The 18,801-nt window shown below is 68.0% G+C and carries 14 protein-coding genes and 1 pseudogene; 12 read left to right on the top strand and 3 right to left on the bottom strand.

Going from position 1 to position 18,801, the window contains the following annotated elements; all coding sequences use genetic code 11:
• Positions 1-725 precede the first annotated feature (725 nt).
• On the bottom strand, positions 726-935 hold the full coding sequence (locus Phou_RS37660) for a hypothetical protein (protein WP_173066404.1): 210 nt from the start codon (positions 933-935) through the stop codon (positions 726-728).
• Between the two features lie 493 nt (positions 936-1,428).
• Here Phou_RS37660 and Phou_RS37665 point away from each other — a divergent pair, with 493 nt between their 5' ends.
• Positions 1,429-2,175 carry a hypothetical protein gene (locus Phou_RS37665; protein ID WP_246274169.1) on the top strand — a complete coding sequence of 249 codons (747 nt, stop codon included), beginning with the start codon at positions 1,429-1,431 and terminating at the stop codon, positions 2,173-2,175.
• Between the two features lie 299 nt (positions 2,176-2,474).
• Here Phou_RS37665 and Phou_RS37670 read toward each other — a convergent pair whose 3' ends face one another.
• Positions 2,475-3,479, bottom strand: coding sequence for a LacI family DNA-binding transcriptional regulator (locus Phou_RS37670; protein ID WP_281365141.1), 1,005 nt, complete (start codon positions 3,477-3,479; stop codon positions 2,475-2,477).
• A gap of 81 nt (positions 3,480-3,560) precedes the next feature.
• Here Phou_RS37670 and Phou_RS37675 point away from each other — a divergent pair, with 81 nt between their 5' ends.
• From Phou_RS37675 to Phou_RS37710, 9 genes are all read left to right on the top strand, one after another.
• Positions 3,561-4,850 (top strand): polysaccharide pyruvyl transferase family protein, encoded by a 1,290-nt coding sequence (locus tag Phou_RS37675; protein ID WP_173066411.1) that lies wholly within the window; start codon positions 3,561-3,563, stop codon positions 4,848-4,850.
• Positions 4,843-5,754, top strand: a complete 912-nt coding sequence (locus tag Phou_RS37680; protein WP_173066414.1) for an ABC transporter permease — start codon at positions 4,843-4,845, stop codon at positions 5,752-5,754. The genes Phou_RS37675 and Phou_RS37680 overlap by 8 nt, the downstream gene beginning before the upstream one ends.
• 11 nt (positions 5,755-5,765) lie before the next feature.
• Positions 5,766-6,722: a carbohydrate ABC transporter permease gene (locus tag Phou_RS37685; RefSeq protein WP_246274170.1), complete on the top strand. Its 957-nt coding sequence runs from the start codon at positions 5,766-5,768 to the stop codon at positions 6,720-6,722.
• Positions 6,723-6,754: 32 nt separating this feature from the next.
• Positions 6,755-8,377 carry an extracellular solute-binding protein gene (locus tag Phou_RS37690; RefSeq protein ID WP_173066417.1) on the top strand — a complete coding sequence of 541 codons (1,623 nt, stop codon included), beginning with the start codon at positions 6,755-6,757 and terminating at the stop codon, positions 8,375-8,377.
• 181 nt (positions 8,378-8,558) lie between these two features.
• Positions 8,559-12,053, top strand: coding sequence for an alginate lyase family protein (locus Phou_RS37695; RefSeq protein WP_173066420.1), 3,495 nt, complete (start codon positions 8,559-8,561; stop codon positions 12,051-12,053).
• A gap of 219 nt (positions 12,054-12,272) precedes the next feature.
• Positions 12,273-13,316 carry a hydroxyacid dehydrogenase gene (locus Phou_RS37700; protein ID WP_218579451.1) on the top strand — a complete coding sequence of 348 codons (1,044 nt, stop codon included), beginning with the start codon at positions 12,273-12,275 and terminating at the stop codon, positions 13,314-13,316.
• A gap of 401 nt (positions 13,317-13,717) precedes the next feature.
• The gene (locus Phou_RS51640; RefSeq protein WP_218579452.1) at positions 13,718-14,239 is read left to right on the top strand and encodes an imine reductase family protein; all 522 of its coding nucleotides are present in this window, start codon (positions 13,718-13,720) and stop codon (positions 14,237-14,239) included.
• 10 nt (positions 14,240-14,249) lie between these two features.
• The gene (locus Phou_RS51645) at positions 14,250-14,531 is read left to right on the top strand and encodes an NAD(P)-binding domain-containing protein (protein ID WP_218579453.1); all 282 of its coding nucleotides are present in this window, start codon (positions 14,250-14,252) and stop codon (positions 14,529-14,531) included.
• Positions 14,528-15,139 (top strand): imine reductase family protein, encoded by a 612-nt coding sequence (locus Phou_RS37710; protein ID WP_218579454.1) that lies wholly within the window; start codon positions 14,528-14,530, stop codon positions 15,137-15,139. Before Phou_RS51645 ends, Phou_RS37710 begins: the two co-directional genes overlap by 4 nt.
• A 535-nt stretch (positions 15,140-15,674) precedes the next feature.
• On the opposite strand, the gene Phou_RS37715 is transcribed toward Phou_RS37710, so the two are convergent.
• Positions 15,675-16,283, bottom strand: a complete 609-nt coding sequence (locus tag Phou_RS37715; RefSeq protein ID WP_218579455.1) for a TetR/AcrR family transcriptional regulator — start codon at positions 16,281-16,283, stop codon at positions 15,675-15,677.
• Positions 16,284-16,360: 77 nt separating this feature from the next.
• On the opposite strand from Phou_RS37715, the gene Phou_RS37720 reads away from it, so the two are divergent.
• Both Phou_RS37720 and Phou_RS37725 read left to right on the top strand, forming a co-directional pair.
• The gene (locus tag Phou_RS37720) at positions 16,361-17,128 is read left to right on the top strand and encodes an SDR family oxidoreductase (RefSeq protein WP_173066426.1); all 768 of its coding nucleotides are present in this window, start codon (positions 16,361-16,363) and stop codon (positions 17,126-17,128) included.
• Between the two features lie 522 nt (positions 17,129-17,650).
• Positions 17,651-18,770, top strand: a pseudogene (locus Phou_RS37725) (IS630 family transposase).
• Positions 18,771-18,801 lie beyond the last annotated feature (31 nt).

An 18,801-nucleotide genomic window follows, 5' to 3' on the forward strand; every position in this document is an offset into this window, starting at 1 on the left:
AAGGGGCCGGGGCGGCCTGAGGATTGCCCCGGTCAGAAACGCGGAAGCAGCCAGGTCACCACGAACGACCTGATCCAGTCGCTCACCAACGACGGATGTCCCAAGCGCTGAGCGGTCGGCCGACCGCGACTTCGGATCCCTGCCACACGACCGTTCGACCCCATCGTTCGGACTCCATCGCGGACATCGCGGCTACGTCTTGAGGTCGAAGTGTCTGTATGTCTGGCAGGGCTCAACGGATGGCGTTTAGCAGCGGCCAGGTTTTGGACCGGCCTGACCGAGGCCCTTTAGGCCGCGGCGGCGAGCTTCTCGGCATTGCTCGCCTGCGTAGGTTACTGGCGCAACGCGGTTCAATTGCGCCAGAGGCATTCTTCCCCAATTGGTAACGGCAGGCGCTGGCAACCACCATACGGGCGCGCTCCAGCTCGTCGGCCTCGGCCAGTGTGGGGGTGAGGCTGGCCAGCGCTTCTGCCTGGCTGTTTGGGTTGGTGATGGTGCGGGCGACCTGCTCGGCTTCGCTGGCGGCTGGCCGGGCCCACGCCAGTTCGCCGGCCTCAATCAACGCGGTGGTGAGGCTGATCAGAGCGTGTGCCTGGCTGTACTGGCCAGCGTCACCCGGGAACGGGGCACGCCCTGGCCTGGTGACACAAACGCCAGGCCAGGGCGGACCCCGACTCCGCAGGCGTGGTGGAGCATCTTCCTGTCGACGGGCCTCGCAGTGTGCGTCAGCGCCGCGCCCGGGTCACCATGACCAGTCCGGCGATGAACGACCCGAGCAGGACGGGCGACAGCACCAAGAGGACCCCCCACGCTACGAGGCCGAGATAGCCGTACGCAGCCGAGCCGTTTGTCGGGTCGGCATCGGCGACCGCGATGAGCCCCACGCCGAGCGCGACGCCGATCACGGTGAAGGCGACCGGTGCCCACAGAAGCACTTGGGCCCACACGCGGTAGGCCCGGCTACGCGTGGTCGGGGAAGAGGGCACCGGCGGCGTGCCTGGCCGAGGGGGATATGCGACCTGGTCGTTCACGCCGCAGTTGTACCAGCCGTGGTGGAGACTCACCACCCGGTCCCGCGGATGATGATCAGCGAGTACATCGCCAGGTCACACGGCCGCTACCTGGCGCTACAGCTTCCGCTGTCGGTCGGCTCCGGTGCGCCTCGATAGCCGACCGGGATCGGTGGGTTGGCGCTCCGCCGCGACATCCGCCGTCGGATCGCCGGATACGCCGCAGGGTACCGCGACCGATCGTCATCGCCGCCGCATGGCAGATGCTTGCCGGTTCATCAACCGAGCACGCATGGCACGGCGAGTACCCGAGCACTCCAGGCGCGCCGCCTGGATCCTTGGTTCGGGAATCTGAACGGCGATCCGGTCCTCCGCCGCACGTTCGGGTTGGGTGTCGGCCACCGTTATGATCTTGGTCATGCGTTCCGAACCCGCCCCACCAGACCGGATCCAGCCGGACGGAGGACGAGAGGCCGACCAGCGATTCACCCGGACGCCTCCGGCCGGGTTCGGTTCGTACGGATCCGGTCCAGCCGCGGCGCCGCCGGCTGGTTCCACCCGCTGGGCGGGAGCCTGGCCGGCGGGCAAGTCGGCCACCAGGACGGCGCTGGTGGTGCTGCTTGGCCTGGCTTTCATCGCGCTCAATACCGCGATCGCGTACGCCGCGGTGGGGTCGAAGGTCATTTCGATCGTGACGGGAGTCGCCTTCTGCCTGGCCTTCATGATCGTCGTACGTTTGCTGCACCGAGCGATGTGGCTGTCGTTGCTGTCGTTCATTCCCGGCCTGTTCGTGCTTGTCGGGTCGGTGGAACTCGCCCCCGACCTGGCTCTGGAGAATCGCGGCGTCCGTCAGCAGGTAACCGTCGTCGACGCTGAGGTCGCCGGTAAGCGGCACACGTTCACGCTCGAGGGTGACGATGGGCCGCTCGACGAGCCGCTGATCTATCGAGGCAGCGCCCCCGACTACGAGATCGGCGACACCCTGACCGTTCTCACCGATCCGAACGGTGTGATCGCGCTCAAGGAGGCCGATCGAGTCGACTCCACCGCCAAGCTGGGGTCACTGGTTCTCGGCGGCAGCGGCTGGACTTTCATCGCGCTGGTAGCGGGATGGCGTGGGCACGTCCGCCGCCGGGAAGGCCGGTTCGACACCCTGGTGATATAGCGCGAGCTAATCCGGCGGGAACGAATGAGCCGCGCCGCGCCTTCCCGAAACGGCGACGAATGCCGGAAGGGGACCGGAGTGAAAGACGGGAGCTGGGGGACGGATCGGTAGGTCACCGGCCGGGGTCCGCCGACGAACAGCGGCCGACATTTTGGTCTCGCGTGACGGTCGGCAGGTCGAACCGAGGTGACTGCGACGAGCGGTGGACATGCCGATCAGGCTTCCCGGTGCACCAGGTCACAGCCTGCCGACCATGGGGACCGACGCCGCGATGTCACGCGCGCCAACGGCAGCGAGGTTCAGGTGCCCGGCGGGTTCAGGGCGGTCGCTGAGTCTCGGATTACCAGTTCGGGTTCGGGGTCGGTGATGACACCGCCCGCGCCCGGCCGTCCTGCGATCAGGTCGTACAGCGCCTCGACGCCGGCCCAGCCGAGTTGGTACATGGGCATCCGGACTGCGGTCACGGCCGGGCGTAGGTGTTGCATCAGGTCGACGTCGTGGATGCCGACCACCGACAGTTGGTCGGGGATGGCGATGCCGAGGTCGTGCGCGGCGGCGAGGACCCCGACCGCGCTCATGATGTTGTTGACGACGATGGCTGTCGGTGCGGTTGCCGCCTGCATGGCCTGCCGGAGCCCGTCGGCGCCGGCCTGCTCGCCGAACCCGGTGGCCAGGTGTGGGGCCGGTGTCAGCCCGGCGGAGTCCATCGCCTGCTGGTAGCCCACGTAGCGCTGCTGGGAGATGTATCCCGATCCCCCGATGAAGACGATGTGGCGGTGGCGGAGGTTGACCAGGAACCGGGTCGCGATCTCACCTGCGCGGCGATCGTCGATGTCGATCCAGGGATGGTCCGGTGCGTGTTCCAGGATCAGGATCGGCTTGGGGTGGGAGCGGAGTTCGGCCATTACGTCGTCGTCCAGCAGCCCTTCGCCGCGGATCAGGATGCCGTCGACCGTGCCCTGGCTGAGTAGCCGGGTGAGGAACTGGCTGCCGGAGCGCATCGTCTCGGCATCGCCCAGCAGGACCGTAGCGCCGTGTTCCGCCGCCGCTTCGTAGACGCCTTGCCGAAGCGGTCCGTAGACCGGGTTGTCGAGCTTGTTGAGGATCATCGCGATCATGCCGGTTTGGTTGAGTCGAAGCGAGCGCGCCGCATGGTTCGGCTGGTAGTCCAGTTGCTGCATCGCCCGGAGCACCCGGGTGCGGGTGGATTCCCTCATCCGGGTGTGGCTCGTGCCGTTGACCACCGCTGACACCACCGCGAGCGACACCCCAGCAGCTCGTGCGACGTCACGTTGCGTTGCCATGTTGCAAGCCTCCTCGGATCTTGACGTAACGTCTCACCAACCCCTACGTTGAATTAACGATACGTCACCGAAGGAGCATGCATGACATCGACCCGTCACACCGTCCTCCTGCGGTCGTCCTGGGCGACGGTGAACATCGGCGACGTGGCTCACTCCCCTGGTGTCGTGCGGGCGTTCCAGCGGTTCGCCCCCGAGGTCGAGGTCGTCCTCTGGCCGGTGCGGCTGGAGGAGCGCGAGCGATCCATGCTGCGACACGCGTTGCCCGATCTGCGCGTCGTCGACGGCACTCTCGACGGCGACGGGCCGAGCACCTCGGAGTTGGCCGCCGCCATCGACGGCGCGGACGTGCTGATGCACGGATCGGGCGCCGACGCCTTCCAGAGCACCGAGATCGACTGGTGGCGCCGGCACGTGGGCCGCCCGTACGGGTACTTCGGGGTCACCGTGGATCCGCTGTGCCCACCGACCGCGGCGACGCTGCCGGAGCTGGCCCGGATGGTCGATCTGCTCCCGCCGTCCTATCTCGACGACGACGTCAAGGACCGCCTCGACGGCGCCGACTTCGTCTACTGCCGCGAAACGCTGACCCTCGCCACCCTGCGCAGCCAGAAGATAACCAGGCCCGACCTCGCCTTCGGGCCGGATGGCACGTTCGCGTTCGACCACATTGACGCCGTCGCGGCCGCCCGCCTGCTGGAGGGTCTCGGCCTGGAGCCCGGTCGGTTCGCCTGCTTCGTCCCGCGGCTGCGCTACAGCCCCTACGCGAAGATCTACGGCACGGATCCGACCCGCGAGCAGATGCGGCGCGACGCGGTCAACCGGGCGACCGTGACGCACGACCTGGCGGTGCTGGCGGCGGCGATCGAGACCTGGGTACGTGTCAGCGGCCTGCCGGCCGTCGTGGTGCCCGAGATGAGCTACGCCGTCGAGCTCGCGCACGAGCACCTTCCCAGCCTGGTCAGTCCAGAGACACTCAGGCAGGTCCGGCTCCTGGACCGGTACTGGCCGCTGGAGGAGGCGACCGGTGTCTACGCCGCCTCGTCGCTGGTGGTCAGCATGGAGTGTCATTCGCCGATCCTGGCCGCACGGCACGCGATCCCGACCATCTACCTTCGACAGCCGACCGAGACGACCAAGTCCCAGATGTTCGCCGACCTCGGCGCTCCGGACCTGGTAATCGAGCTCGACCATCGCGCCGCGGCAATGGTGGTCGCGGCGGTCACCGACATCGCCACCGACCCGGCGCCCGCGGTCGCCCGGAGCAGGAGGGTCGCGGCGAACGCCGACGACCGGCTGCGGGCGGCGGTGCGGGCCTGCGTCGCGGGCCAACCCATCGGCTTGCCTGTACAGGTGGGGAGCGGCGATGCATAGCCTGCGCAACCGCTGGCGGCGCGACCGGGTCCTGCTGCTGCTCGCGCTTCCCGGGGTCACGGCGCTGCTGCTGTTTCACTACCTGCCGCTCGGCGGGAACATCATCGCGTTCCAGGACTTCCAGCCGTTCCTGGGAATCTGGCACAGCCCTTACGTCGGGCTGGACAACTTCGAGCCCGTGCTTACCGGCGACCCGGTGTTCCTCAACGCGCTCGTCAACACGCTGATCATCACGCTGATCCAGGTCGTCTTCGTGTTCCCGCTGCCGATCTGCCTCGCGTTGGTCCTGAACGCGACGATCAGCGAACGACTCAAACGCCTGACCCAGTCGATCCTCTACATGCCGCACTTCCTGTCCTGGGTGATCGTGGTCGCCCTGTTCCAGCAGATGTTCGGCAACGGCGGGATGCTCAACGGCTGGCTGCGCTCGGCCGACCTGTCGACATTCCACATCGTCGGCGTGCCCGAGTTGTTCAAGCTCATGATCACATCACAGGTGATCTGGAAGGACACCGGCTGGTCGACGATCATCTTCCTCGCCGCACTGTCCAGAGTGGATCCGGCACAGATGGAGGCCGCGGTGGTGGACGGCGCTTCGGCGGTGCGCCGCCTGTGGCACGTGACCCTGCCGTCTATCCGCCCGGTGATCGTCCTGCTGCTGATCCTGCGGCTCGGTGACTCGCTGTCCGTCGGGTTCGAGCAGATCATCCTGCAGCAGGCCCAGGTCGGCGCCGGTGCCAGCGAGGTGCTCGACACATACGTCTATAACCACGGGATCGTCGGCGGGGACTGGGGCACCGCGGCCGCGGTGGGGCTGATCAAAGGCATTGTCGGTGTCGCGCTCGTGCTCGGCGCGAACCGGGCGGCCCACGCGCTGGGCGAGCAGGGGGTGTACGCCAAGTGACGGGTGTACCTGTGTCGGCTGCGGTGTCCGTGGCGCGCCCCGCAGGCGGCGCGGGACCGCGGCGGTCGCGCTCGGGCCGTGGCCAGCGTCCGGCCTGGATGGGTGAGCCCAGCAAGCTGGGGATCGGTGCGCGGGGACTCGTGCTCGGCGTGGGCTGCCTGGCGGTGGTGGTTCCGTTCTGGGCGGTGCTGATGACCAGCATGGCCTCCCCGGAGGAGATCAGCAGTGCGGGCGGCTTCGTGCTGTGGACGCGCGAACCGACGCTGGACGCCTACCGGGCCGTCCTGTCCGGCGGAATCGTCACCCGTGCGCTGATGGTGAGCGCCGGCATCACCGCGCTGGGCACGGCACTCAGCCTCGTCGCCACGATCGCTCTGGCGTATGCGCTGTCTAGGCCAGGTTCGTTGCTGCACAAGCCGATCCTGCTGATGACGGTGTTCACTTTGCTGTTCAACCCGGGCATCATCCCGATGTACCTGACGGTCAAGCAGCTCGGCCTGCTGGACAACTACCTGGCACTGATCCTGCCGGTGCTGGTGAACGCGTTCAACGTCATCGTCATGCGCGCGTTCTTCCTGGAAATCCCCAGCGAGCTAGTGGAAAGCGCCTTTATGGACGGTGCGGGGGAGGTGCGCATCCTGCTGCGGATCGTGCTGCCGCTGTCGAAGGCGGTCGTCACCGTGATCGGACTGTTCTACGCGGTGGCGTACTGGAACGCGTTCTTCTCCGCGATGTTGTACCTGCAGTCGCCCGAAAAGTGGCCGCTGCAACTGGTGCTGCGCACCTACGTCGTCAACAACACCCCGATCGGATCCGACCAGCTCAGCTCCAACCTGGAGAACCTGCCACCGCAAATCTCCGTCCAGATGGCGATTCTTGTCATCTCCATCCTGCCCATCCTGCTCATCTACCCCTTCATCCAAAAGCACTTCGCCAAGGGACTCATGGTCGGCGCCGTCAAGGGCTGATCGGTCGTCCACACAATGTGGAAGGAGACGTCATGGCACCTAACCTCAGCCGTCGTCGCGTCCTGGCACTCGGCGCGGCAGCGGGGCTGGGCCCGCTGCTCGGGGCATGCGGCGACGGCGGGTCGAGCTCGTCGAACGGCTCGACCGGGCCGGTCAAGCTGCCCACCTACAAGCCCGTCACCGCGGCCACGCCCGACCTGGCCGCCGAGCCGGCCGGGGTGTCGCCGGGATACTTCACATACCCGACCGCCTCCAGCGCAGCGTCGCAGCCGGTGCAGGGCGAGGCCGTCACGGCGCTGACGTACACGTACGACCCGATCGCCCCCGCGCTCGGCTCGAACCCCTACTGGCAGAACCTCAACGACAAACTCGGCACCGAACTGAAGATCACCTACGTCGCGTCGGCGGACTACAAGAGCAAGGTAGCCACCACCATCGCCGGTGGCGACCTGCCGGACATGGTCGCTATCCAGGGCGTCGTCCAACAGATGCCGGCCATGCTGAGGGCGACATTCACCGACCTGACCGAGTACCTGTCCGGGGACGCGGTCCTTGCCTACCCGAACCTCGCCGGCCTGCCCACCGATGCCTGGCGCAGCACCGTCTACGACCAACGGATCTGGGGCATCCCGGTGCCGCGGGCACGGATCGGCACCGTGCTGTACACCAGGGCCGACCTGCTGGCCAAGGCCGGACTCAGCCTTCAACCCACGTCGTGGGACGAGTTCAAGCAGATGGCGGCCGCGTTGACCGACGAGCGGGCCGGCCGCTGGGCGTTCGGGCAGATCCCGTTCACCACGATCCTGGAGATGAACGGGATCACCGGAAACTGGCCCGGCGGCGCCGGCGCCTGGCAGGCCAAGGACGGCGTCTTCACCCACACCGGGACGACACCGCAGTTCGCGCAGGCCCTCCAGGACACCGTCGAGCTGGTGAAGTCCGGGGTGATACATCCCGACCAGGCGGGCGCGCCCAACACCAAGCGCAACGCGTGGATGCTGGCCGGCACGACCTCGTTCACCATCGGCGGGTACGCCGGTTGGGGCAAGTTCTACGGCCAGGCCAAAGACGTGACCGGCTTCCGCCTGACCGGCATGCTCTCGCCCACCCGGGATGGCACGGGGACGCAGGTACGCACGCCCGGTCCGGCCCTGTCCAGCTTCACCGCCATCGCCAAGACCGACGACGCCGACCGGATCAAGCAGATCCTCAAGGTCCTCGACTGGTTGTGCTCACCCTTCGGCAGCCGCGAGTACATGGCACTGCGGTACGGCGTCGAGGGCCAGACGTTCAACCGCAACGGCTCCGACCCGACCCTCACCGAGGGCGGGCGCAGCCAGACATTCCTGCCCGTGCGGTACCTCGCCGAGGCATCGCCCGTCATCTACGAGCCTGGTAACCGCCAGGCCGTGCAGGACCAGTACGACCACCAGGTCGCCGGCGTCCCGCTCGCCGCCCCGGACCCGACCCTCGGGCTGTACTCGGAGACCGCCGCCAGCAAGGCGGCCAGCGAGCAGCAGGAACTGGACTCGGTCCTGCTGGAGATCCAGCTCGGCAACAAACCCGTCTCGGCATGGCAGCCGGCCATCAAGCAGTTCATGGACCGGGTGGGCAACAAAATCAAGGCGGAGTACGAGGAGCAGGCGGGTCGCTGACGAGCCGGACACGGCGGCCGGTCCGGCGTACCCGTTCGCCTCGGGCCGCCGAGCCGTGAAGTGCACCCACCCGGGTTGAGCAACACCAGCCGGCCGCGAACTCCGCGGACTGCTTTCGGCGCTCCCGGGCGCGGTCGAAGGACTTCAGCTAACACGCTCACGGGTAAGGGAGAAGACCATAGTGAGACGACGCTATTTTCCCTGGTACACGCCTCGACAGGCCCGTGCGGGGGCCGCTGCGACGCTCGTGCTGGCTCTGGTGGCGACGGTCCTGTCGCCGGGCCGGGCCGCCGCGGCCGACATGTCGGATCTCGGCGAACTGCTCGACCTGACGCGTCCGGAACTCGCCGCAGTGGCGGCAAAGCTCGCCGCCGGTAATGAAGCGGGCGCCGCGGGCGAGCTCAAAACGTTCTACGCCGGCCGCACAAACGTCCACCACCCGGCTCCGAACGCGGACGCGGGCGGCGGCGACGCGAGCGCCGATGAGCTCGCGGCGGGGATCTTCCGGTTCGGCGCCGAGACCCGCGACTTCTACAACGACGCCCAGCAGCGGATCGACGTCAACTGGCAGGACACCTGGGGTGGGACGCAGGACGCCCCAGGCAGCGCGCAGACTTTGATGAGTGATCTCGCGTTCATGCCCAGACTGATCAGCGCTTACGCGTACGGGACCGACCCGGTAAAGCGTGCGGCGTACGCGGCGGCCTGGATGGACATCTCGCTCGACTTCTTCGCCGACGTTCAGAGCTGGCCGCAGGGCCGCAACCTGTCGGCCGCCAAGCGTCTCGCACAGCTGATCAGTGCGTTCTCGGAGTTCCGGACCGACCCGGGCATCGACGCGAGCGACCTCGTGGCGTACCTGTCCGGCGTGCACGCCACGGCGAAGTACCTCGTCGGCGTGATGCAGGTACACGTCGGGAACAACTGGTACGTGTCCATGGCCCGCTCGGTCTACGCGACAGCCGTGTTTCTGCCCGAGTTTTCGGCGTCGACCGGCTGGGAGTGGTTTGCGGTGCGCTCGCTCGAGCGGTTTCTGCGCGCGCACGTGAAGGGCGACGGTGTGTACCGCGAGCCGGCGTTCAACTATCAGGCGTACGTGGCGGATCTGCTCAACACCGTCACCAGAATTGCGGATCCCAATGGGCGCACCCTTCCCGATTCGCTCGTCCGGACCTCGGACTGGATCGCGGATTCGCTGTTTGCGACCCGCCAGCCTAATCTCGAGGTCGCGATGGTGGGCGACTCGCCGAACGCCGACGCCGGCACGGCCGCCATCGGCAGAACCGGTGCACGCAACTCCTGGCCCGACTTCACCTGGGTCGCCTCCGGTCGAACGGAGGGGACCGTCCCGACGCTACAGTCCACTGTGTACCCGATCAGCTTCGCGGTACAGCGTTCCGGGTGGGGCGCCGACGCGCGGTACATGCTGATCAACAACCAGAATTCCAGCTACACCGCCTCGCATCGGCACCCGGACGACCTCAGCCTGGTGATGGCGGCGTACGGGCGTCCGCTGATCGTCGACTCCGGAGTGGGGGACTACAGCGCGACTCCGACCAACGACTGGATGCGCCGCACCACCGAGGCGCACAACACCATCGAGGTCGACGGAGTCCCGCAGACCGCCGGCGTCCCCCGCACGACGTCCCTGTGGCGCTCGAACGCGGGCCTCGACATCTACCGCGGTACGACGATGGGCTACCGGCCGGTCGTGCACGATCGCGCCGTCTACTTCATCAAGCCCGGCTACTGGGTCGTCTCCGACGACCTCACCGGTGACACCGCCGCGCACAACTACCGGCAGCTCTGGCACTTCCCTGGTGATCCGGTCACCGTCAACCCGAATACGAAGGTCGCCACGGTCGGTTTTGACACCGTGCCCGGAGCCGCACCGGTCGCCGGCGTACGGCTCGTCCCGGTGGCCACGGCCGGCGCCGCGCTCACCCCCACTGTCCACGAGGACGGCGCCGTACGCGTCGGCGATCAGGTACTCACGGACGTCGACTACCTGTCGTACGACTGGCGCGCCACCGGGTCGACGGGACTGGACACGGTGGTGGTTCCCGGCAAGGCCGGCGCGGCGCCCGCGGTGACGGCGAAGCGCATCGCTATGCCCGGGGTGGGTCACTCCGTGGCGACCGCGATGGAGATCGGCCTGCCGAACGCGACCGGACGCTTCTACCTTTCGCGGGAGGCGACTCCCTCGTCGAGGGCGTTCGGGGCCGCCACGACCAACGCCGAGACCGCCTACCTCGAACGTGCTTCGGGTGGCGGGCTCACCCGGTACGCGTTGACCCGCGGGTCGTCGCTGGTCGACCACGGTGCCACCGTTATCGCCGCATCCGCGCCGGTGTCCGACGTCAGTGTGGAACTGCGAGGCGCGACCGCCCAGATCTCGCTCGGGGACCCGTTCACCGGCACGCTCTCCATCAACGCGCCCAACGTCAACGCGGTCACGGTGAACGAGACCCCGACCGCGTTCACCCGCACGGGCGACCTCATCACCGTGTCGGTCCAAGCGTCGTTTTCTCCGACACCCGTGCTCGACGACGAGTTCGCCGATGCCAGCCTGGACCGCACCGTCTACGACTTCAACGGATCCCGTGACGGCTGGACGCCGGTGCAGGGCTCCTGGTCGCTAACCGGCGCTGGTCCGGACTCGCAGTTGGCACAGACCTCGACCGCGGACATCATGTCGTTCGCGGCGCTGCAGGATGTACCGAATGACGTGGTCATGGCCGCGGACATCGTTCCTGGGGTACGCGGCCAGACGACGGCCCGTACCGGTCTCGCGTTCCGCTACCAAGATTCCCGAAACTACTATCGGGCCAATGTACTCAACTCCTCGTCGGGGGCGACGCTGCAGCTCGTGAAGGTATACGACGGGGAGACCTGGATTCTCGCGACGACCGAGCTGCCCACCGGCGCCAACGCCCCGCACAAGCTGATCGTTTCCGCGATCGGGAAGCATCTGACCGCCAAAGTCGGCGACACGTCGATCTCCGCGGACGACTCACAGCTGCCGACGGGTGGTGCCGCCGCCTTCACGCATCGGCGGGCCGCGACCTTCGACAACATCGTGATCAGGGAAGGGATCGATCAGGCCAACTGGCGAGCGATAACAGGGTCTGTGTCCGTCGCCTCGGGTCAGTTGCACCTCACGCCTCCTGCCGGTGGCAGGGCGCACGTCCTAGCCGACTCGACACTGCCGTCGCGCTTCTCCGAAGCGTGCGACTATGTCGCGGAGACCACGGTCACGATCAACGGATCCGTCGGCAACGCGGGAATCTCGTTACGAGACACCACGGACTCGTACGGGTACCGGATCCACATTGGCAAGACGAGCGAAGGAACCCAGTACGCGAATATCATCCGCGAGGCTCACGCGTCGGGTCCGGTCGGGGTGGGCTCGGCATCAATCAGCAACCCGTTGACAGGCCCCGTTCGACTGGGTGCCGTGATTCACGGCGACCGCATCACCGTGACGTTGAACGGCGTTGAGGTCCTGACGGCTCGCGACACGGTTGTCCGCAGCGGCGGCGTCGGGCTTTACGCATCCACACAGAGCACTTTCGAGAACATCACTGTCGCTCAGTCCTGCCAGCGGGAACGCCTCCGGCCAAGCGCGCCCGGCGCCAGCAACCGGCCGGACCGCAACGACGGAGCTGGCGGGTAGCGGCGTTGCCGGCGGCACGACCGCTGCGGATGGGGGAGCCGCTGCCCCGTCGCGCTCGACTCGATCGCCGGCTGTTTCTGCGCAAAGCACGAGGTTTGGCGCGCCGCTCACACATACGGCGGCGCACCAAACCGTGGTGCCGGCACGCCGGCGATGACTCGCGTCGGTGCTTCCGGGTCTTTCCCCACTCAGCGTGGCCGATCACGAAGGAGCTGTGCGTTGTCCTCCGCACCCCAAGCCTCGTCACCGGTGCTCGCCGACGCGCCACACCGTCCGTCGGCGCTGCTGGTCATGCCGCGCGACCTGGTCGACGACGTGTACGGACCGGACGAACGCGCCCGCCTGGACCGCCTGGTGCGCTGGGCCGGCCCGGACGCGACGGTCGAGCAGGTCAGCACGCGACCGGCGCTACTGGCCGACGTCGAGCTGCTCGTCACCGGTTGGGGCGGCCCCCGCCTGGACCGCACTCTGCTCTCCCACGCGACCAGGCTCCGTGCGGTCTTCTACGGTGGTGGATCGGTGCGGCCGATCGTCACCGACGAGTTCTGGGCCGCCGGCATCCACATCGTGTCGGCCGCCGCCGCCAACGCGGTGCCAGTCGCCGAGTTCACATTCGCGCAGGTGACGCTGGCACTTAAGCACGCCCACCGCTTCGAGCGCGCGGTACGCCGGCTCGGCCTGTTCCCATCCCAGCCGACGGCGCCCGGCACGTTCGGCTCCACGGTCGGCATACTGTCACTCGGCCTGATCGGCCGCCTGGTGGCCCAACGGCTGTCCACACTCGACGTTCACGTGGTTGCCACCGACCCGTACGTTGACGCCGCGAGTGCGGCCGTTCTCGGCGTCGAGCTCGTGGGAATCGAGGAACTGTTTCACCGCGCCGACGTGATCACTGTGCACACGCCGTCCCTGCCACAGACCTCGGGACTGATCACCGAGGAACTGCTCGCCTCGATGCCCGAGGGTGCCACAATCATCAACACCGCACGCGGTGCGGTGCTGGACGAGCCGGCGCTGATCCGGGTCCTGCGCCGGCGTCAGGACGTATTCGCGCTCCTCGACGTGACCCATCCCGAGCCACCCGAGCCGGGCTCGCCGCTCTATACGCTGCCCAACGTGGTGCTCACCCCACACATCGCCGGCAGTATCGGACTCGAGCGGCGCCGCGTCGGTCGGCTGGTAGTAGACGAGGTCGGTCGCTTCGTCGCGGGCCAGCCGCTGCTACACGAGGTCCGCGCTGCCGAAACGGCGCTACGCGCATGACCGTTCGCCGTCGGCGTACCCAGCGGATCCAGGGTGTCGACGCGACGATGACGGCCGCGATGGCGCGGGGGCCGACGAGCAGGGTCGGGCGTCGAGAAGTTGCGAGGTGGCACCGGTTCTCCTCCGAGCGCGGTTTGGGCGGAGCCAGCCTGTCGCCCGTACCGTGAGCGTGGAAGCGTGCCAGAATCCGGTCGTGGTCGCGGTAGCCGGCACCGGGACGGAGCGAGTAGCCACACCGTCTCCGGCCGTCCGGTCGGCAGAACGGCCGGCTGCTGTCGACCGCCCAATATCTCGCTCGGTCTGGCGTCGTCATCTGCCGCAGATCGAGCGCGGACCCAGGCGGCCCGTCGGGACGGGTAAACCGGTGCTGTCGGTGACCGGCATGGCGCTACCGTGACGCGGTGACCGAGTCGATTCCGACGCTCGTCGAGCTGCCACGACCGAGGGCGCTCACCGAGGCGGAGCATGGGTTGGTGGCCCGGTTGGTGATGTTCGTCGATGTACCGATCCTCAGCGAACAGGTTGCGACGGTGCGCGTCGTGTCCACCTGCGACTGTGGCTGTGCGTCGGTCGGGCTGCGCACCGAAGGACCGCAGGTGGCCGCAACGGTGGTGGCGCGGCTCAGCAGCACCGGGCGTGACGACTACTTCCCTGCGACCGAGTTCGCCGAGCGGCAAGCGGTCTTCCTGGCCGCCATGACCGGTGGGCTCGCCGGCTTGGCCGCCATCATCGACGCCAAGGACTACACCGGCGAGGGCCAGCAGAGCCTGCGGTTCACGCAGACAGCGCTCGCCGCGCTGATGCGGGCTAGCAGCGACGCGGGCGTCGATGCCGAGGTGCTGAAGCCCGTACACGACATCGTCCGCCGGCAGATCGCCGCCGGTTCGGCGAGGAGGGCACCGCCCGCATGTTCGAGGAACTGAGGAGCACCCGATGAGCGTCATCAACGACCGCGCACCGGTCACGGTCATCGGCCTCGGCCCGATGGGGCGAGCGATGGCCGCCGCCCTGATGCGGGCCGGGCACCCGGTCACGGTGTGGAACCGGACGCCGGGTCGCGCTGACAGCCTCGTCGCCCAAGGAGCCACACGGGCGGCCTCGCCTGCGGCCGCTGTAGCCGGTAGCGACCTGATCGTCCTCAGCCTCACCGACTACCCGGCGATGCACGACATCCTCGGCCCGATCGTGAGTCTCCTCGCCGGCAAGTCTTGGTGAACCTCAGCTCCGACACGCCCGACGCGTCCCGCGAGGCAGCGGAGTGGGCCGCCAAACACGGCGCGGCCTTCGTCACCGGTGGGGTGATGGTGCCCGCTCCTACGGTCGGCGGGCGGGGTGCGTACGTCTTCTACAGCGGACCCCGGGACGTCTTCGCGCTGCACGAGCCGGCGCTGAAGGTGATCGGCGAGCCCAAGTACCTCGGCGGCGATCCCGGGCTGGCCCAGCTCTTCTACCAGGCTCATCTCGACGTCTTCCTCACCGCCCTGTCCAGCCTCCTGCACGCCACGGCGCTCGTCACGGCGGCCGGCGTGCCGGCGGCCGAGTTCCTTCCCGGCGCACTGGAAACCCTCACCGGCATCCCGACGATGATCGGCGACGGCCTCCAGCTCGCCCGCGAGCTGGAGGCCGGCGAACACCCGGGCGACCTCAGCACGGCACTGATGATGGGCGCAACCGCCGACCACATCCTGCGGACCAGTACGCAGACCGGCGTCGACATCGAGCTGCCCACGGCGGTCAAGTCACACTACGACCGGACGATCGCCGCCGGCCACGGCACGAAAAACTGGACGGCTCTCTACGAGGTGATCAAGGCCGGCAGGTAGGCCGGCAGCCCAGCGCCGGCCTTCCGCCGAAGACCGGGAGGCGCAGGCCGCTCTCGCTCGGTGCCACCCGTAGCCGGGTGTCGCCGGGCGGGGGCAGCTGCTCACGGTCGCCCTGACGCTGCTGATCCCGCTCTACGTGCTGCTCAACGAGGTTAGGTCGGCCACGCGCCCGTAGACATTCTTCAGCTTCGCGACTACTAAACCCCAACGCGCTCCTCGTCCATCGCGACGACCTGGGTAGGTCAGGCGCAGGGGCGGAGATGCCCTGATGACGGTGGTTGGCCGGGGATGCCGTGGCGGCTCACATCCGGTTCCGTGAATAGGCTCGAATGCCAAGCTCCTGGCCACCTCCCGCCGAGGTCGCGTCCGTTGCCGGCGTCCAGCGTCCGTAAACGCTTCGACGAGCCGTTTCGTCGAGGACGTGGCCGCGGCGAATGAGGTGACCGGATGTGCGTGGGCGGCCGGTCCGGTACGGGTCGCACCGGATGGTGATGGTCCAGGTGGGCAACCGATCGCGTATTTCTCGCTCAGGAAGTCAGTGGGGCCATGCGCGCATTGCGGCCTCGGCCACGGATTGCAACTGCTGGCGGGTGGCGCCGTCGCGGGCCTGCTGGGACATGCCCTGGAAGGTGGCGGCGGTGAATCGGGCGAGCATCGCGGCGTCGGTGCCGGCGGGAAGCACACGCGCCGCGACGTCCGCCTCGATACGGCGCTGGATCTCGGCGATGTTCGCGTTGCGCTGGCGTCGTAGCTGCTCCTCGACGTCGGCGGAGGCGGGTGTGCAGTTCGTCGCCGCGGAGACGACCAGGCATCCCCGCGGGTGGTCGCGGTGGGTGAACTCGCCGGCGGCTTCACGTAGCATGCGGGCCACCCCGTCTCGGGCGGTTTTCTCCTCGGCGAGGGCCCGCATCGCGAACGCTCCGTGCGTACGCCCGTAGACCTCGACGACCTCCCCGAAGAGCTGCTTTTTGTCGCCGAAGGCCGCGTAGAGGCTTGGCGCGCCGATCCCCATGACGGTGGTGAGCTCGGCGACGGACGTGGCTTCGAAGCCGTGTTTCCAGAAAGCGGTCATCGCCTGGCGCAGCGCCTCGTCGCGGTCGAATGCGCGGGGACGGCCTCGGGCGGCTCCTGTTGTGGTCGTCACACCGCCATTCTATAGCGCTCGCTAGAGAACTTCTCTACGGTTTCTGTATCGATCGCTACATAATCTGAAGGAGCGAGATGGGCCCCCTCGAAGGGAAGACCGCACTGGTCACCGGAGGCAGCCGCGGCATCGGCCGGGCGATCGCGCAGCGCCTGGCGGCAGATGGTGCGCTGGTGGCGGTGCACTACGGGAACAACGAAGCAGCCGTGAAGCAGACCGTCGAGTCGATCGCCGCCGTCGGCGGCCGGGCCTTTGCCGTGCAGGCCGACCTGGGCGTACCCGGTGACGCGGACACGTTGTGGTCGCAGTTCGACAGCGGCCTGAAGGAGCTCGGCGCACCCGCCGGGGTGGACATCATCGTCAACAACGTGGGCATCGGCGACTTCGCCGACATCGAAACCCTCACGCCGGAGCAGTTCGACCGCCTCTTCGCGGTGAACGTGAAGGCGCCCTTCTTCATCGTCCAAAAGGGATTGCCACGGCTGCGCGACGGCGGCCGCATCGTGAACGTCTCCTCCGGTGTCACCCGGGTCGCCTACCCCGAGAAGATCGCGTACGCGATGACCAAGGGAGCGATCAACACCTTCGGCCTGGCGCTGGCCAAGGCACTCGGCGCCCGTCGGATCACCGTCAACTCAGTGTCGCCCGGCATCATCGACACTGACATGAACGCGGACTGGCTGCGCGACAAGCCCGAGGCACGGGCTGCTGCCGCCGTGTACTCGGTGTTTGGCCGCGTCGGCGAGCCGGACGACGTCGCCGACGTGGTGGCGTTCGCGGCCTCCCCGGCCAGCCGGTGGGTAACCGGCCAGAACCTCGACGCCACAGGCGGCTCCCAGCTCTAGACCAGACCCCACTCAAGACGGGCCGGACCGGTCAGCCCGGCCCAGCCCACAGCGCCCAACGCAGCAGACACAGGCCCGACATACACGAGGTCAAGGCAGAGACCAGTTCTCGACCGGCCTAACTCACCCTCCGGAACGCGTAGGAAGAAGATGTCGGGACGGTGGCCCCGGGCCTGGACCACAGCAAACGTCGCGGTAGCTCAAAAGCTCGGGGACGGCGGCAGTTCGCCGGCGCCCGCGGGGGACCGCCATTCCCGGGAGCGTCACGGTCCGTACCGGATGGGTGGGGTGGGAGCCGCGGGCAATGAGTAGCTCGATCGCCGCGCAGCCGATGTCCGCGTCGTCCTGGGCGACCACCGTCAGTCCCGGCCGCAGGATGTCGGCGAGCAGGAAGTCATAGCTAGTGCGCTGGCCACAAATGTTTACCGGGTTGCTGACACGCCGGGCGTGGTCGGTCGGTTCTGGTGAGGTCGCGGGCACGCTCAACAGCGGTCACACCGTTGTTGAGCGTGAGGTGGGTGGATGGCTGAGCCGGTACGGGCGCGGCGGCTTACTGACGAGGAAGGCCGTCGGCTGCAACAGATCGTGCGGCGGGGCAAGCACGGAACCATCCGGGTCCGCCGCGCCATGATGATCATGGCGTCGGCGTCCGGTACGCCGGTGCCAGCGATCGCCCGCCTTGTGGCAGCGCACGAGGACACCGTCCGCGATGTGATCCACGCCTTCAACGAGATCGGACTGCGTGCGCTGGACCCTAACTGGGCGGGCGGCCGTCCCCGCCGGATCAGCACAGACGACGAGGCATTCATCGTCGCGACGGCCACCGGGCGGCCCACCACGGTGGGTCGCCCGTTCACCCGCTGGAGCATCCGCAAGCTGGCTGACTACCTGGCCACCAATCCCCACCGGCCGATGGCTGTTGGCCGGGAACGGCTCCGCCAGCTGCTACGCGAGCACGGCGTCACGTTCCAACGCACCCGCACCTGGAAAGAATCGCGAGATCCGAACAAGGAAAGCCAAGCTCGACCGCATCGAGCAGGTCACCTCGCAGTTCCCGGACCGGTGTTTCGCCTTCGACCAGTTCGGACCGCTGTCGATCCGGCCGCACCACGGCAGCTCGTGGTCACCCAAGAGCAGACCTGATCGGTTACCGGCCACCTATACCCGCACGCACGGGATCCGCTACTTCCACGGCTGCTACAGCCTCGGTGACGACCAGCTCTGGGGCGTGATGCGCCGCCGTAAAGGCGGCGACCACACCCTCGCGGCCTACAAATCGATCCGGGCCGCACGCCCGGACGGCGCGCCGATCTACATCATCTGCGACAACCTGTCCGCCAACACCACCCCGGCGATCCGGGCCTGGTGCGCGCGAAACAAGGTCGAACTGGTCCTCACTCCAACCAGCGCCTCCTGGGCCAACCCGATCGAGGCCCAGTTCGGGCCACTACGCGCCTTCACCATGGCCAACTCCAACTACCCCAACCACACCGTCCTAGCCCGCGAGATGCACGCATACCTACGCTGGCGCAACGCCAACGCCCGCCACCCCGACGTCCTAGCCGCCCAACGCCGCGAACGCGCCCGCATCCGCAGCGAACGCCAACAACGCTGGGGCCGACCACGCACCAAAGCCGGCTGACCATCAGACCCGGTGAACGTTCGTGGTCACC

It is taken from the genome of Phytohabitans houttuyneae, from assembly GCF_011764425.1.
GTDB lineage: Bacteria > Actinomycetota > Actinomycetes > Mycobacteriales > Micromonosporaceae > Phytohabitans > Phytohabitans houttuyneae.

Coding starts and splice junctions, on each gene's coding strand:
- Phou_RS37665 (WP_246274169.1), top strand. CDS start 1,429: ATGCGTTCCGAACCCGCCCCACCAGACCGGATCCAGCCGGACGGAGGA.
- Phou_RS37670 (WP_281365141.1), bottom strand. CDS start 3,479: ATGGCAACGCAACGTGACGTCGCACGAGCTGCTGGGGTGTCGCTCGCG.
- Phou_RS37675 (WP_173066411.1), top strand. CDS start 3,561: ATGACATCGACCCGTCACACCGTCCTCCTGCGGTCGTCCTGGGCGACG.
- Phou_RS37680 (WP_173066414.1), top strand. CDS start 4,843: ATGCATAGCCTGCGCAACCGCTGGCGGCGCGACCGGGTCCTGCTGCTG.
- Phou_RS37690 (WP_173066417.1), top strand. CDS start 6,755: ATGGCACCTAACCTCAGCCGTCGTCGCGTCCTGGCACTCGGCGCGGCA.
- Phou_RS51645 (WP_218579453.1), top strand. CDS start 14,250: ATGAGCGTCATCAACGACCGCGCACCGGTCACGGTCATCGGCCTCGGC.
- Phou_RS37720 (WP_173066426.1), top strand. CDS start 16,361: ATGGGCCCCCTCGAAGGGAAGACCGCACTGGTCACCGGAGGCAGCCGC.